General features: G+C 59.9%; 18 protein-coding genes and 1 tRNA gene. 10 read left to right on the top strand and 9 right to left on the bottom strand.

Annotation, left to right across the window (positions count from 1 at the left end):
- Positions 1–36 precede the first annotated feature (36 nt).
- A complete protein-coding gene (locus ACWNRM_RS10740) occupies positions 37–429 on the bottom strand; it encodes a hypothetical protein (RefSeq protein WP_485170776.1) in 393 nt (130 codons plus the stop codon).
- Positions 430–596: 167 nt separating this feature from the next.
- Between ACWNRM_RS10740 and ykgO the strand changes: the two genes are divergently transcribed.
- From ykgO to ACWNRM_RS10725, 3 genes are all read left to right on the top strand, one after another.
- Positions 597–722, top strand: coding sequence for a type B 50S ribosomal protein L36 (gene ykgO, locus ACWNRM_RS10735; RefSeq protein WP_023978233.1), 126 nt, complete (start codon positions 597–599; stop codon positions 720–722).
- 37 nt (positions 723–759) lie between these two features.
- Entirely contained in the window at positions 760–1542 is a 783-nt protein-coding gene (locus ACWNRM_RS10730; protein ID WP_485170775.1) for a tetratricopeptide repeat protein, read from the top strand.
- Positions 1543–1612: 70 nt separating this feature from the next.
- Positions 1613–1867: a hypothetical protein gene (locus ACWNRM_RS10725; RefSeq protein ID WP_485170774.1), complete on the top strand. Its 255-nt coding sequence runs from the start codon at positions 1613–1615 to the stop codon at positions 1865–1867.
- 219 nt (positions 1868–2086) lie between these two features.
- Here the strand turns inward: ACWNRM_RS10725 and ACWNRM_RS10720 are convergent, their stop codons facing one another.
- Positions 2087–4321 (bottom strand): primosomal protein N', encoded by a 2235-nt coding sequence (locus ACWNRM_RS10720; protein WP_485170773.1) that lies wholly within the window; start codon positions 4319–4321, stop codon positions 2087–2089.
- A 56-nt stretch (positions 4322–4377) separates the two neighbouring features.
- Here ACWNRM_RS10720 and ACWNRM_RS10715 point away from each other — a divergent pair, with 56 nt between their 5' ends.
- Both ACWNRM_RS10715 and ACWNRM_RS10710 read left to right on the top strand, forming a co-directional pair.
- Positions 4378–5313, top strand: coding sequence for a tyrosine recombinase XerC (locus ACWNRM_RS10715; RefSeq protein WP_485170772.1), 936 nt, complete (start codon positions 4378–4380; stop codon positions 5311–5313).
- 5 nt (positions 5314–5318) lie between these two features.
- Complete coding sequence (locus tag ACWNRM_RS10710; protein ID WP_485170771.1) at positions 5319–6245, top strand: retroviral-like aspartic protease family protein; 927 nt, start codon at positions 5319–5321, stop codon at positions 6243–6245.
- Between the two features lie 43 nt (positions 6246–6288).
- Here ACWNRM_RS10710 and ACWNRM_RS10705 read toward each other — a convergent pair.
- Positions 6289–6364: transfer RNA gene (locus ACWNRM_RS10705), tRNA-Ala, on the bottom strand.
- Positions 6365–6527: 163 nt separating this feature from the next.
- Between ACWNRM_RS10705 and ACWNRM_RS10700 the strand changes: the two genes are divergently transcribed.
- A complete protein-coding gene (locus ACWNRM_RS10700; protein WP_485170770.1) occupies positions 6528–6836 on the top strand; it encodes a YggT family protein in 309 nt (102 codons plus the stop codon).
- 130 nt (positions 6837–6966) lie between these two features.
- Here ACWNRM_RS10700 and ACWNRM_RS10695 read toward each other — a convergent pair whose 3' ends face one another.
- The 3 genes from ACWNRM_RS10695 to ACWNRM_RS10685 form a co-directional block, all read right to left on the bottom strand.
- Positions 6967–7743, bottom strand: a complete 777-nt coding sequence (locus ACWNRM_RS10695; protein ID WP_485170769.1) for an IclR family transcriptional regulator — start codon at positions 7741–7743, stop codon at positions 6967–6969.
- A 193-nt stretch (positions 7744–7936) separates the two neighbouring features.
- Positions 7937–8722 (bottom strand): glutaminyl-peptide cyclotransferase, encoded by a 786-nt coding sequence (locus ACWNRM_RS10690; RefSeq protein WP_485170768.1) that lies wholly within the window; start codon positions 8720–8722, stop codon positions 7937–7939.
- A gap of 136 nt (positions 8723–8858) precedes the next feature.
- A complete protein-coding gene (locus ACWNRM_RS10685) occupies positions 8859–9521 on the bottom strand; it encodes a TetR/AcrR family transcriptional regulator C-terminal domain-containing protein (protein WP_485172210.1) in 663 nt (220 codons plus the stop codon).
- Between the two features lie 252 nt (positions 9522–9773).
- On the opposite strand from ACWNRM_RS10685, the gene fbaA reads away from it, so the two are divergent.
- The 4 genes from fbaA (at position 9774) to speE (ending at position 12839) form a co-directional block, all read left to right on the top strand.
- The gene (fbaA, locus tag ACWNRM_RS10680; protein ID WP_485170766.1) at positions 9774–10883 is read left to right on the top strand and encodes a class II fructose-bisphosphate aldolase; all 1110 of its coding nucleotides are present in this window, start codon (positions 9774–9776) and stop codon (positions 10881–10883) included.
- Between the two features lie 5 nt (positions 10884–10888).
- Positions 10889–11200 (top strand): hypothetical protein, encoded by a 312-nt coding sequence (locus ACWNRM_RS10675; RefSeq protein WP_062165544.1) that lies wholly within the window; start codon positions 10889–10891, stop codon positions 11198–11200.
- Between the two features lie 206 nt (positions 11201–11406).
- Complete coding sequence (gene speD / locus ACWNRM_RS10670) at positions 11407–11883, top strand: adenosylmethionine decarboxylase (protein WP_023978244.1); 477 nt, start codon at positions 11407–11409, stop codon at positions 11881–11883.
- A gap of 83 nt (positions 11884–11966) precedes the next feature.
- A complete protein-coding gene (gene speE, locus ACWNRM_RS10665) occupies positions 11967–12839 on the top strand; it encodes a polyamine aminopropyltransferase (RefSeq protein ID WP_122038487.1) in 873 nt (290 codons plus the stop codon).
- Positions 12840–13015: 176 nt separating this feature from the next.
- Here the strand turns inward: speE and ACWNRM_RS10660 are convergent, their stop codons facing one another.
- Genes ACWNRM_RS10660 through ACWNRM_RS10650 form a run of 3 tightly spaced genes read right to left on the bottom strand, consistent with a single transcriptional unit; the run spans position 13016 to position 14849 of the window.
- Entirely contained in the window at positions 13016–13324 is a 309-nt protein-coding gene (locus ACWNRM_RS10660; protein WP_485170765.1) for a hypothetical protein, read from the bottom strand.
- A complete protein-coding gene (locus tag ACWNRM_RS10655; RefSeq protein WP_485170764.1) occupies positions 13321–14268 on the bottom strand; it encodes an SDR family oxidoreductase in 948 nt (315 codons plus the stop codon). The genes ACWNRM_RS10660 and ACWNRM_RS10655 overlap by 4 nt, the downstream gene beginning before the upstream one ends.
- The gene (locus tag ACWNRM_RS10650; RefSeq protein WP_485170812.1) at positions 14265–14849 is read right to left on the bottom strand and encodes a DedA family protein; all 585 of its coding nucleotides are present in this window, start codon (positions 14847–14849) and stop codon (positions 14265–14267) included. The genes ACWNRM_RS10655 and ACWNRM_RS10650 overlap by 4 nt, the downstream gene beginning before the upstream one ends.
- Positions 14850–14966 lie beyond the last annotated feature (117 nt).

Below are 14966 nucleotides of genomic sequence, written 5' to 3'. Positions count from 1 at the left end.
GAACCCGGCCCCCTTCATACGGGGCCGGGACGATAATCAGTCGTCGCTATCGGCCTGGGGGCGTGGCCTTATGGCCGCACACATGGCCGGGAGCTTTGGATCGGCCTCACCCTTGGTGCGGCACAACGTCCGGGCATCCGTGCCGCAAACCTCGATCGTCTCCTCAAAATCGGATTCGAGCACATCGCGCGCCACAGCCGCATCCTGGTTGTTGCTGTCCGAATCCTGGTTCGCCACGATATTCTGCGTCTTGTGCAGCTCCTTGAGCGCCTCCACACAGCTGTCACTGGCCGAGTCCGGGTCGGTCTGGAGAACGGCCAGAATCCGGTTGAGCACGGAGGCAGGATCATTCTTGGGTTTGGGCGCAGCCTGCGCCGAAAGGGGCAGACCCACCATGAGGGCGGCCAGAACAGGCAGAGCTTTCTTCATGGAATCAGGATAATTGGGTTTTCATCCTTTGAAAACGCCCAAAATAAAGGGTTTCATGGGGTTGAGGCTCAGTCGGGAGTTGACTCTGGCCGGAGCCATGAGTATTCCGACCACCTCTCGCGGGCGCGACGCCCGTTCGTCTTGCATGGCCCGGGAAGCAAATTATCATGAAGATTCGTAACAGCCTCAAATCTGCCAAGCTCCGCGACAAGGACTGCCGCGTCGTTCGCCGTCGTGGCCGCGTCTATGTCATCAACAAGAAGAACCCGCGCATGAAGGCTCGCCAGGGCTAATTCCCTGCTAATGCCGAAACGGAGCTTTCGCCCCGTTTTGACGCGTTACACGGCCCCTCGCGGGGCCGTGGTCAGGCCGTGTCTGCTCCTGGGCAGCGCGGCTTTTGTCGTTCTGGCGCTTTCCCCAGCCAAGGGATCGCCTGACGGCCATCCGGCAACCAGCCATAAACCCGGCCTGCACGGAGCCGCCACCTCTCCTGCAATCCGTGACAAGACGAACACAAGCCGCACAGACAAAGGGCAAAACGGATCTGTCGGTACGCCCCCCGCGACGCGAGATATCGACAAGCCGGATTCTGCCAAGGCCTCTCCCGGTGCCAAGCCCCCCAACGCGCCAAAGCCTGACCCCCTGCAGGAGACGAACAAGGCCCTGCGTATGGCGCATACGCCCGCAGAAGCCCGTGCTCTGGAGCGACGCGCCGAGACGCTGCGCCAGAAGAACCTCTCTGCCAGCACGCGCCTGTTGCTGGAAAATGCCGATTCGAGCCTCAAGGCCCATGATTATCGCAAGGCCGAGGCGGCACTCGACAACGCCCTTGTCCTTCAGCCCGACAGGCCATTCATCCGTCGCGGTCGGGCGCGGGTGCGCTATGCGGCGGGCGATTTCGAGGGAGCAATCAGCGATCTGGGCGTTGCCTTGCAGAAAGACCCTGACGACCCGCTTTCATGGCAATTGCTCTCGCAGGTCGAGGAGGAACGTCACGATCTCAAGGCTGCCCTGCAGGCGGCCCGACAGCTTCTTGTGGTCGATCCGCTGGCCAGCGGCGGTGCCAAACGTGTGAAGGCGCTGCAGGCCCAACTGGATGGACGCGCCATTTAAAGCGCGTCACGATCTCAACTCTGCCTTGATTATGCAGTTTGATGAGATGTCGAAGTCAAAGGAGAACATCATGTTCAAGAAGAACAAGGCTCAGGTTACCGAACTGACGGCCCCCGAGGCCCATAAGAAGGGCTGCTGCATCAGCAAGATGTGCGGCTCGGCCAAGCCGCAGACCAAGGAAGCCATCCTGGGTGGCCTGACCTTTCTCAGCATGTTCGGCCCCAAGAAGCTGCGTCCCCATCTGCAGCATCTCCTCGCCGTGATCGCCATCGTGACTTTCGTCGTCAAGGCCATCAAGCCCAAGCGCGAAGACAAGTCCGCCTGATTTTCACTTCTTCACTCGCCCGGGGATGACAAGGCTCCTCACCGGGCGAGGGCGATACAGGGGGTCCCCGGTCCCTGCAGGGCGCTGCCCTGCACCCCTGAAGGGGCACACCCCTTCAATTCCCGCTTCAAAGTAAGCAGGTTTCCAAAGGACGATTGTCCTTTAGCGGGGTTTGGGGCAGCGCCCCAATGCCAATAAGTCCGGTGAAACGCTTCCTTTCTAGAGAAAGGAAATCGGGTCGATATCAATATCGATACGCTCATGGCTCGTCAGTTTCACGCCGTCGAGCCATGCCCGCAGGATGGGCTGAACCGCCACATTGCGACGGGTACGCAGCAGAAGGCGACGCCGATGGCGCCCCCGCAGAATCGCGAGAGGGGCCGGTGCAGGGCCAAGCACCTGGATACCGGCGCCTTCCGGGGCACGTCCGCCCAGCAGATTGGCGACCTTATCAGCGGCCTCGGCTGAATCCGCACTGACTATGACTGCAGCGAGACGCCCGTAGGGCGGCCAGAAACCGGGCTTTCGCTGCGCTGATTCCTGCTCCATGAACGCGAGATAATCGTTCGAGACGAGCGCCTTCATGACGGGATGATCCCCCAGATAGCTCTGAAGCAGAACCGTTCCGGGCTTTTCCGCACGGCCAGCGCGACCCGCCACCTGATGCAGAAGCTGGACCGTGCGCTCGGCGGCACGCAGGTCGCCACCGCCAAGACCAAGATCGGCATCAACCACACCCACAAGAGTGAGGTCAGGGAAATGCCAGCCCTTGGCAACAATCTGGGTGCCGATCACAAGGTCGATCTCGCGATCGCTGATGCGCCTGACTGCGTCGGCCGTCGCTGACGGCGAGCCCAGCGTATCGGAGGCCATGACCAGAATACGCGCCTCAGGAAAATGCAGCCGTGCTTCCTCATGCACGCGCTCGATACCCGGCCCGACGGCCACGAGGCTGGATTCGGCAGCGCAGGACGGGCAGGTATCGGGCAGGGGCTCATGATGCCCGCAATGGTGGCAGGTCAGGATCTGCCGGGCCCGATGCTCGACCAGCCAGGCCGAGCAATTGGGACATTCCATACGGTGACCGCAGGCACGGCACAGGGTGAGGGGCGCATAGCCACGACGGTTGAGGAACAGCATGGCCTGTTCCTCACGCGCAAAGGTCGCGCTGATGGCGTCTGTCAGGGCTGGCGACAGAAACTGGCCGCGCTCGGGCGGCGCCCGGCGCATATCGACAAGGCGCACATCGGGCAACGTGGCGTTGCCGTGGCGGCTATGCAGCACCACGTGCTGGTAGCGCCCGTGTTCCACATTGGTGAGCGTCTCGAGACTAGGCGTGGCAGAAACAAGAATGGCCGGCACATCTGACAGGCGCGCCCGGACAATGGTCATATCGCGCCCGTGATAGGTTACACCCTCTTCCTGCTTGAACGCTGTCTCGTGTTCCTCATCCACCACAATCAGACCGAGATCGGGGAAGGGCAGAAACAGGGCCGATCGTGCGCCCACCACAACCGGGGCCTGACCTTTGGCAATGGCATGCCATGTCTCGCGGCGTTTCTTGCCGCCCAGTTCGGAATGCCAGAGCGCAGGTTGCACACCAAAGCGTCTGGCGAAGCGATCTGTCCACTGCGTGGAAAGCGCAATTTCGGGCAGCAGCACGAGACATTGCCGGTTGGCCGCAAGACAGGCGGCAATGGCCTCGAAATAGACTTCGGTCTTGCCCGAGCCGGTCACCCCCTCAAGCAGCGTGACGCCAAAGCTGTTCCCCTGCACGGCACTGGCCAGTACATGCGCGGCCGCCTGCTGTTCGTCTGAAAGATGGGAAGGATGAAAAGCAGGGTCTGGCGTGGCAAATAACGGTGCCGAAACAAGAGGGACCTCCCGCAGCAATCCGGCTGCCGCCAGTCCCCGCAGGACAGACGACGAGACGCCGGTCTTTTCCGTCAGGCTTGCCGTGGAGAGGGGAACGTCACCAACGGCCTCCAGCACCGACTGGCGCGCAAGCGTCATGCGCAACCCTGCCGGGTCAGCCTGCCCCCTGACCCAGCCAAGCTGAACCTTTGTGGGCATGGTGTGACGGGCACGAATGGCCATGGCAAGCACAAGGCCGGGCGGCGTCAGGGTATAAGCAGCCAGCCAATCGATAAACCGCCTGAGATCACCCGGTATGGCAGGCATATCGAGCCGCCCCAGCACCGGCTTGAGGCGTGTGAGCGCAATGGGGCGTGCCACGGCGGGTGCAAAATCGGCGGGAACGTCGCTTTGCGTGTCCCATACGCAGCCGGTCTCCTGACGTCGCCCGAGCGGCACACTGACCAGGTCACCCGGCATAACCGCGCCTTCAGGGGCGAGATAATCAAGGGCTGTGGGAAAAGGCAGCGGCAGCAGAACGCTGATGCGCACAGCTCTCTCGCCATCTGCCTTCAGCTTCACTAAGCTCAGTTCTGTCATGCTGCCCAAGCGCCCCCTTCTGCCCTGCCCTCTTAGCCGAGACGAGGTCCGCCGTCATGCTGATGCATGAATGTCTCGATTCATGGCTCGACTGGCTGACCCATGAAAAGCGGGCGCGCCCCAACACTGTTCTGGCCTATCGCAACGATGTCGCGACCGCCCTGGCATTTCTGGGCGAGCATCTGGGGCAGGAGCCCGATCTCTCCGCCTTTGCTTCCTTGCGCACGAGCGATTTCAGGGCATGGCTGGCCTATGACACGAACCGGGCCGAGAGCGGAAAAGGCACGCCTGATGGTCGCGCCCGCTCGCGCGCCAGACGGGTCTCGGCATTACGGTCATTCTATCACTATCTCCATATCAGGCACGGAATCAGCGCCAGCGCCCTGCGCCAGCTCAAGGCGCCAAAGACACGCAAGCGTCTGCCGCGCCCGCTCTCACGCGACATGGCGCGCAGTGCAGCCTCCGATATTGCAGCCCTTGAGCAGCACCCGCTTTGCGCCGTGCGTGACGAGGCCCTGTTCACTCTGCTTTATGGCGCGGGCCTGCGTATTGGCGAAGCCCTGTCGCTCAATCTGCGTGACTGCGACCGCGCTGCAGAGTCCGGATTGCGCGTTACCGGCAAGGGCGGCAGGGAGCGACTTGTGCCGCTTCTGCCAAATGTCCTCAAGGCACTGGCCCGGTGGCGCAGCCAGCACCCCTCCCCGGCCCCGGAGGCGCCGCTCTTCGTGGGGTTACGCGGCAAGCGTCTGCAACCCGCCGTGGCGCGCCGTGTCATGCAGGTTTGGCGCGAGCAGAGCGGTCTGGATAACAGCGCCACCCCTCATGCTCTGCGTCACTCCTTCGCCACCCATCTGCTGGAGGGCGGTGCGGATCTGCGCGCCATCCAGGAACTCCTGGGTCACGCCAGCCTTTCTACGACGCAGGCCTATACGCTGGCCGATGAACGCCACCTCCTTGCCGTCTGGCAGGCCCATCCACGCGCAAGGAAATAACAATAATGCTGCGCCCTCTTGCCTTTCTCCTCGCCATCATGCTGGCGGGCTCAGGCCTGTCGCGCGCCCATGCTGACCCCTGCAAGCCCGAACGTATTGCCGACATTCCGCTCCATAATGACGGGCTGTTCCTGAACGCCCCTGTTGTGCTCGATGGACGTCAGGCGCGATTCATTGTCGATACGGGCTCTGAAGGCAGCCTGATCACGCCAGAGGCCGCCTCGGCACTCAAGCTCGCAGCCGATCCGGCACATCTGACCGTCATACAGGGGCCAAACGGGCGTGGTCAGCTCGCCCCGAACATGATGATACGCGCTCTGTCCATCGGGCTGCTCCCTCTTGGCTCGCGCTCGATACCCCTCGGCGCCCTGCCGGGGCTTCCGGTCCTGTCACCCCCGATTGCCGGTCTTATGGGCGTCGATCTGCTGCGTGGAATGGATGTCGAGTTCAATGTACCGCAAAAACGCCTTACGCTATGGCGTTCACCCTCACGCGACGCACGCTGCCCCATCGCGCCTTCATGGCCTGTCGGTTACACGACCTTGCGGGCCAGGCGCGAAGGGGCCCGTCTGGCGCTGTCCTTCACGCTGGACGGTCATGAGGGGCTTGCCTTGCTCGATAGCGGCGCGCGCTCTCACATACTCTCACGCCGCTTTGCCAACGCCATGGGCATCAGTGACGATATCCTGCGCCGGGATCAGGGCGGCGTGACAAGCGGCGTGGATCTCAATGCACGCTGGTATCACTGGCATCATTTTCACGAACTGCATTTGCAGGAAGAAAAGCCCGGTACCGGCAATCCAGTGTGGAAAGACCCGGTACTGACCGTGTCCGACATGCGAGACAATGCCGACATGCTGCTCGGGGCCGACTGGTTTGCCCAGCATGATATCTGGATCTCGTTCAGCGCCGGACAGGTCTGGGTACGTTAACCCGGTGCACATCGGGACATATCGAAAGTCGGGGAGTGTTCCGTGGTGGAGCTGAGGGGAATCGAACCCCTGACCTCCTCATTGCGAACGAGGCGCTCTCCCATCTGAGCTACAGCCCCACGGAACGCGTCGGAAGCTACACGGTCCTGTCCCAAAGTCAAGATTCGCCTGCTTTATGGTCGCTCCCGCCACCGGCCAGAGCGCTTGCGCAGCTCACATGTTGTCTCATGGCCCTGCCAAACGCTAAGCTAGGCATTCCATCGTTTTTCAAAGAGACCGGATTTGCTGATCATCACCGTTTACAACATCATCATGATGCTGATTCAGCTCTTCACATGGGCGCTGCTGCTATACTGCGTGATGAGCATGCTGGTGGGTTTCCGGATTCTCGATCCAGGCAACCGCTTCGTTTACAATGTCGTGATTTTCCTTGGTCGCATTGTCGAGCCAGTGCTGAACCCCGTGCGCTCGATCCTGCCGCAATTCGGAGCCCTTGATCTGAGCCCGCTCGCCGTCCTGCTGGGGCTTCAGTATCTTGTCGTGCCAATGCTCAACCGACTGGTTTTTGCCTCACTGCATGGCAGTTTCTAAAGGCGCACGATTTGCGCTTTACCGCTTGTTCGCAAGCATTCTGACCGCCGGGCTGCCATCTGTACCGATCCCGCTCAGGGGCTTTCGGCCCTGACCCGGGTCGGTTATGGCAATCCGGCCCAACTCCGACCTAGTCCGCAACGTCACTGAGTTCCTGCCAGCCCAGCCTGGCTGACAACAATGACGCGGTCTGACGCACCTGAGGGGCCAGCGCCTTCATGCGCAGGAGAGGCATGTCGCCTGCGCCACCCGTGACACTGACCGACGCCACGATACAACCCGAAGCATCACGCACAGGCGAGGCAACACAATGGATCCCAATCTCGTCATCTTCCAGATCGAACACGCAATCGGTTGATCTGTAAAAGCGCATGCGATTGATCCAGCTCTGTAGTCCGGCGGGCATATGGCGATAGCTGGTGCGGTACAGGCGCGCCCATTCGCTTTCAGACTCATCCAGTATCAGCGCGCGGCCTGTTCCGGTGCGGGCCAGAGGAAGATGCTGTCCGATACTACTGCGCACGGCAAGCGGGTTGAGCCCCTCCAGGCGCAGCAGATAGATCACGGCATTGTCTGCCCGCACACCGAGATGGACCATCCGACCTGTCGTCTCGCTGAGGTTGTGCAGCAGCGGAGTAGCCAGATTCAGAAGCGGCGTAGCAGCCTGCGCCTGACTGGTGAGCGATGTGAGCTTTTCGCCGAGACCGTAACGTCCCATGGATTTCAGCCGTAGCCAGCCCTGTTGTAACAGAGCTGCGGTGAGACGCTGTGTGGTGCTGCGTGTGCATCCGATTTCCAGCGCCAGCTCGGAAAGCGTATCGACGCCGGCCCTGACGGCCAGGATGATTGACAGGCCACGCCCCAGCGTTTGGGTACCCTGGGGCCAGTCTTTATCCGAATATGCCACATGCCGCTCCATGTTCTCTGAACGGTGCCTTGGACTTGGAAGGGCTTCTCGTTCGTTTTTGAGTTTTTCATTGCTCCACAAGGGAGGCACAAGAGCATCTCATAGCGTTATTCACATACGAATAAACATATATCTTTATTTTCTAGTCAAATCTATGTAATCAAGACATGTGCAGTTCTGATTTTATATAAAATCAGTGTGTATAGTCAGGAAATTTTATCTGGTAAATCGTTGGCCAATATTTTCCCGTGACGAATAATCTGTTATTTTCATGATCATAGGCTATGCCATTCGGGACAGCATCCGGATCATCGAGCCCAATCTCTTCTTCCAAGTTTGTCAGATCAACCCATGACTTCACTTGACCTGTTACGGGATCGATTCTGGCTATTTCAGGCGTCATCCATATATTGGCCCATATTTCTCCATGAATATATTCAAGCTCGTTCAATCTTTTTACTGGAATACCGTCAGCCGTTACGCAGATCTTGCTGATGACATGTAATGATACAGGGTCAAGACGCTTGAGACAGGGCGTTCCGTCGGAGAGAATCAGGGTCTTGTCATCATGTGTCAGGCCCCAGCCCTCCCCGGCATAATGAAATCGCCCCTTCAGCGTCAGTGAAGGGAAATTCCAGACGTAACCATTGCCGCTGCGCCATGTGACACTGATCAACCGGTCCTTCCAGTCAACGATCCCCTCACCAAAATGCCCGTCCGGCACATTGGTCTGTGTCAGGGTTTTGCCCGACTGCAAGTCAGCCCGCCGTATGACCGAATGTCCCGAAAGCCCCGTACTCTCGAACAGCGCACCGTCGCGATAGAACAGACCCTCTGTGAAGGCTGACGGATCATGGGGGAAACGGGCGATAATCTGCGCAGGTTCAACAGGCACATTCGCAAGCCCCGGTGTGGTCACAAGACATGCTGTTATCGCGAGACCGGAAAACGAGGCAATACGGGCAAATGACAGGTGCATGTAGAGAGGGCTTTTCTAGAGCGATTTTACCTGCACGCTATACGCCCACCCCTCATTTTCCTACAATCACCCTCGCTCGATCGGCAGTGCAGCGGGATTGGCCTGCCTGACCAGAGAGATGTCGTAAGGTCCTCGTTTAGGTCGGGCGGCCGTTGATTGCCATGAATGCCTTACCAATACGTTGTGCCACCGCATGGATCTGCTCGGCGCTGCAGTCAATCGGCAGTTCGAAACGCTTGCGCTGGACAAGGCGTGTCTGACACAGCGCCATGAACTGCTCGGCTGCAAAAAGCGGGTCATCCGTCACGATATCCCCCCTCTCGATCCAGTGTTCGATCCATTCCGTCATGGTCTTGAGCGTGCGTCCGAAGCCGTGACGCCAGAATGTATCGGCCAGAACCGGAAAATGCGGCGCTTCGGACACAATGATACGATAGAGACGCAACGGTCCGGGTTGCAGAAGCACGGTGATGAAACGCTCGGCCAGCTTGGTGGCTGATTCTTCACACGTCATGGCCGTCAGGTGACTCTGACAAATGGCGGGCGCGAGTTTACCCCGGCTCAGATCCTCAATGACAGCGCCAAACAGCGCTGCCTTGTTCTCGAAATGATTGTAGAGCGTCCCTTTTGATACACCCGCGCGACAGGCGATCTGGGACATCGATGCCCCCTCATAGCCGGATTCGAGAAAGATCGCCTCGGCCCCATCGAGAATCTGGCGACGCTTGGCATTGCAGGCCGCGCTGTCCCGGGCAGGGTCTTCGTTGTCGGGCGAGGCGATAGTGTCGTTCTTGTTCAACCGGTCCATCCGTGTGAGATGTTGGCCTGATGCCGGACGAATAACGCACCAGATGTGGGGGTAGCCCGGCGGCAGACCCACAGAACTGACCGAACGGGTCGATCAGCGCAAGCCAAAACTGCCCGATGCGCGCCAATCCTTCAGAACTGCAACGAGAATGACTTCAATGTGTCCATGAAAGGTCTAGGCATTGCGCCTGCGGATCGCGATAAATTGGTTGAGACGACCCGTTATCAGAGACATGAGATCCTTATGACCCCTACAAACCCGAATGCGTCGCGCCCCAGCCGAGCCCTGCCCCCGGGAGTTGTCACAGGTGATGACTATCTCACCCTGATTGAGGCCTGCAAGGAGGGCGGATACGCCCTTCCCGCCGTCAACGTCGTGGGCACCGACAGCGTCAATGCCGTGCTCGAAGCCGCAGCGAAAAACAATTCCGATGTCATCGTTCAGTGCTCCAATGGCGGTGCACGTTTCTACGCCGGCGAGGGTCTGGCTGATCAGCACAGGGCCCGCGTGCTGGGCGCTGCCTCGATGGCCCGCCACGTCCATCTGCTGGCCAAGGAATACGGCATCTGCGTGATCCTTCACACAGACCACGCCGATCGCAAGCTCATCCCCTGGGTGGAAGGTCTGCTCGATCTGAGTGAGGCTGAGGTTGCCGCCGGACGCCCGCCTCTTTTCTCCTCGCATATGATCGACCTCTCCGCAGAGCCGCTTGAGGACAACCTGGCCGAATGTGCGCGCCTTCTGCCCCGCATGGCCAAGCTCGGGATCAGCCTGGAAATCGAACTGGGTGTCACGGGTGGTGAAGAAGACGGTGTGGGCCATGATCTCGAAGATCATGAGGACAATGCCCATCTCTATACGCAGCCCGAGGACGTCCTGACCGCCTGGAACCGTCTCTCGCCGCTCGGTCACGTCACGGTGGCGGCGTCCTTCGGCAATGTGCATGGTGTCTACAAGCCCGGCAACGTGCAGCTTCGGCCCGAGATCCTGCTCCATTCACAGGAGCACGTCGCTGAAAAAACCGGCCTTGGCCCCAAGCCGCTCGCGCTCGTCTTTCATGGCGGATCGGGTTCGGAAAAGGACAAGATCACGGCTGCCGTGTCCTATGGTGTGTTCAAGATGAACATCGACACCGATGTGCAGTTTGCGTTTGCCAATGGCATTGGCCAATACGTGCTCGATCACTCCAAGGCCTTCCTGCACCAGATCGACCCCGAGACCGACGCCCCCTACAAGAAGTTCTACGACCCGCGCAAATGGCTGCGCGTTGGTGAAAAGAGCATCGTCGACCGTCTGGAGGAGGCATTTGCCGATCTCGGGTCGAAAGGCAGATCCATCGCTACCAGGGACTGAAGGACGTGACCTGCGAGATCGTCAGGGCGTTCAGCGTCGTGCCAAGCCAGACCGCGTTGTTCGAATCCACTTACGGGCCGGAAGGCCCGTGGGTACGGCTCTACCGCAATGTCCGCGACTATCTCGGCACGCGCCTCATTGCCGATCTCGACAAGCCAGGCGACTATATCGCTATTGATGAATGGACGTCGCACAGGGCCTATCTGGATTTCCAGAAAGACCATCCCGATGCCTTTGCAGCCCTCAATGAGGCCTGCTCGCCCCTGATTCAGGACTGGCATTTCATCGGGGCATTTCAGGTCGTGACAACGGCCTGAAGCCATCTCCCGACTTACAGGGCAGACAACCGCCCTGCGTCTTGTCGCTGCGACACGGCCTTGGCCGGGTCAAGTAACACTATGAAGAAAATCGGATGAATCGGACAGAAAGTCCTTGCATCCGGGGGGCATGACCTTTAATCGGGCGGCCTTGGCCCAAGGGGGCATGTTGCCCAACAGGCTGTCTACTGGTTTAGAGGTACGTGATGAACGCACTTGCTCAACTGGGGATGGTATCGGGACTCCCGAGAGATAACCAGACTGTCACATCGAACACATCTCATGAAGAGGTGTGCAAGGATTACTTCATTGAGCGTGATGGTGAACGCTTCGCCGGTCATCACCTGCTGATCGATTTCTGGGACGCCACGAATCTGGACGATCCCGCAGCGATCGACGCCACGCTTTGCGAGGCAGCGGTTACCGCAGGGGCAACAATCCTGCACAGCCACTTCCATCACTTCACGCCCAATGGCGGCGTGTCGGGCGTGATCGTGCTGGCCGAAAGCCACATCTCGATCCACACATGGCCCGAGCGCAATTTTGCCGCCGTTGACGTGTTCATGTGCGGCGCCTGCGACCCGAATCTGACGATTCCGGTCATGCAGCGTCTTTTCCAGGCCGGTCGCGTCGTCTCTGACGAAGTGCGTCGTGGTCGTGAAAAGATCTCGCCTGCAGGCTGAGCGCGTTACGCTGCGCTCAAAAGCAGACAAGGCCGGGCCCGTTGCCCGGCCTTTTTTTTGATAAAATTGGGAGAGACCGCCTCATGTCTGAATCCTGGATCAACGAAACCCTCTACCCCGACTGGGGCCAGCGTTTTCGCGTCACGCGCGAGCTCGCACGCGTCAAGAGCGACTTTCAGGACATCGTCGTCTTTGAAAGCGACTTCCACGGCCGCGTGCTCGTTCTCGATGGCGTCATCCAGATCACCGAGCGCGATGAATTCGTCTATCAGGAAATGCTCACGCATGTCCCGCTTCTGACCCACCCCGATGCCAAGCGCGTGCTGATCATCGGCGCAGGCGATGGTGGCGTGCTCCGGCGCGTGCTTCAGCACAAGACCGTTGAAAAGGCCGTCATGGTCGAGATCGACGGGGCGGTTATCGAGCTTTCCAAGCAGCATCTCCCCAATATCGCTGGCGACGCCTGGAATGACCCGCGCGCCGATGTCATCGTCGGCGATGGTATCGACTATGTCGCCAAGGCAGCGGACGGCTCGTTCGATGTCATCATCGTCGACTCGACCGATCCGATCGGCGTGGGCGAAGTGCTCTTCACCGATGCCTTCTACAAGGATTGCGCCCGCATCCTCTCCGCTCAGGGTCTGATCGTGAACCAGTGCGGCGTACCGTTCATGCAGGCGGATGAACTGCGTGAAACCAGCCTGCGCCGTGCCAGCTTCTTCCCGCATGTCTCGGCCTATGTTGCCGCCGTGCCGACTTATGTCGGTGGTTTCATGACGCTTGGCGTTGCTGCCAAGGGCGTGAACCCGACAAAGCAGACCGTCGAAGACGTGCGTACCCGCGCAGAGGCCGCAGGTATTCTGGGCACGACACGTTACTGGACCCCGGAAATCCATGTCGGCAGCTTCAACCTGCCGCCCTATATCGCTGAGAACCTGCCCAAGCAGGAAGGCTGATCAGCGTCCCCGGACAGACATCTGTATGTCCGGGGTATGCAGAGCTCTGCCCTGCACCCGCGGAGGGAATTTTCCCTTCGAGCCCCGCTTCGGCTCTTAACCAGATTTGCGAAGGACGACTGTCCTTCGGCGGGGCATGGGGCAGCGCCTCCTGTCAGGACGGCTCTGACTGGGCTCTAGTAGCCCGAACCGCTCAGCAGACGAATGACGATAGCCTGCCATTCTTCCATCAGATCACCATGGCCCATCGCGTGACCGGCGCGCCGGTACCAGTAGCGGGCATTGTCAGTGTCATCTTCGACGCGATGAAGCCAGCCATGAACCCAGTTACATTCCGGGTCACGCTCATTGGCCTGCACGATCTCATGGGCGGCCGCCCAGTCCTCCCGTTTGGCCCACCACAGCGCAAGCAGCGCGGGTGACACAGGATCGGGCGGAATACCGTCTTGCAGGCTTTCCTTGAATACGGACAGGGTCATGCTCATCGGACAACCTCCCAGTCATACCGGACTCCGGTCATATTCTCGGAAGCCTGCCAGAGCTTGGACGCAAGGGGAAGCCCCGTGGCTCTGGGCGGGATAACGGCAGGCCCCGGTGGCCCGCGTCGTTCCCCACGACCGAGCGGCCCGTAATAGCCCCCATCACGCGCCTTGGGAGACAGGGCCGCATGGAGAATGGGCTCGGCGCCCGCAGTGACATCCTGCCCAAGCAGGCGGAACAGGGCGTTGCCGGCACGATCCTGCCCATAAGCCAGCAGGCGTGAAATGGGCGTCTGCGCCGCACTCAGCGCGGCGCTGTTGGAAATGATGGAGCTGGTGGACCAGCCAGGATGAGCGGTGCGAACATGCAAAGGCGCCCCCGCCTCGTGAGCACGCCGGTTGAGCTCAAGGCTGAACATCAGATTGGCCAGCTTGCTCTGGCTGTACCGGTCGAAGCGGCGATAACGCCCAGCGGCGTTCAGATCATCGAGTGGAATATCGCCCCGCCATGCAGCGAGAGACGCCACCGTGACAATATGGGCCTGACCGGCAATGAGCGAAGGCAGAAGCCGGCCGGTCAGCGCAAAGTGCCCAAGATGGTTGGTGCCGAACTGGAGTTCGAATCCGTCCTGTGTAGCGCGTCGTTGCGCAGGTGCCATGACACCGGCATTGTTGATGAGCACATGCACAGGCTGGTCGGCCATACGCTCGACAAAGCGTGCAATGGATGCCAGGGAGGCAAGGTCGAGCCCCTCAAACCGCAGGATGGCACCGGGAAGAGCCGCCTGGATCGTCGCCAGGGCCGCTCGTCCCTTTTCAGCATTGCGCCCTGTCACGATCACGTCGGCACCAGTGCGGGCCAGGCCAAGCGCCGTCGCAAGGCCAAGTCCGCCTGTTGCACCTGTGACAATTACCGTTTTGCCCCGGCAGGAGGGATAAGCGTCTCTCATGCCCTGGCCTTTCCCGCGTGTTCTTCGGCCTCGGCCTCCTTTAGGGCCTCATCGGTCAGACGCTTTTCATTTTTCTTGAGGAAATACAGACAGACGCCGAGAAAAATCACGACGAGTGCGCCGATACCAATGGCCAGCGGACCTGAAAGACTGAAGATTTCCTTACCGAGGAAATAGGTTGCGACAGCGTAACCACCAGCCCACACAACACCGCCAAGCGCGTTGTGCCAGAGAAAGGAGCGCCAGGGCATATGGTTCGCCCCGGCAAGCAGGGCCACGAATACGCGCAGGATCGCAACGAACCGTCCGACGAAAACAACGGTTCCGCCATGACGCTTGAACAGATAGCGACCCAGCATCAGGCGCTCATGGGTCAGGCCAACCTTGCCGCCATGCTTTTGCAGAAGCTTGAACCCGATTGAACGCCCGATCAGATAGCCAAGATTATCGCCCATGATGGCACCCGTCACGGCAGCAACGACGACCCATCGGATTTCAATATGATGCGTGGTCGCGGCATAGAGGGCCGCCCCGATAATCAGGCTCTCGGCGGGTAAAGGCAGCCCCATGCTCTCGAGCATGACGACGACGCCGACGATGCCGTAGCCATATTCCTTGAGCAGATGTTCTAGATAATGCAGCAGGGCTCTGATCCTTGCAGGCGTAGCGATAAAGAGGTCAGACTTGATGCCTGAAAG

The organism is Asaia sp. A2 (assembly GCF_057319415.1).
This window is presented reverse-complemented; position numbering and strand designations above follow the sequence as displayed.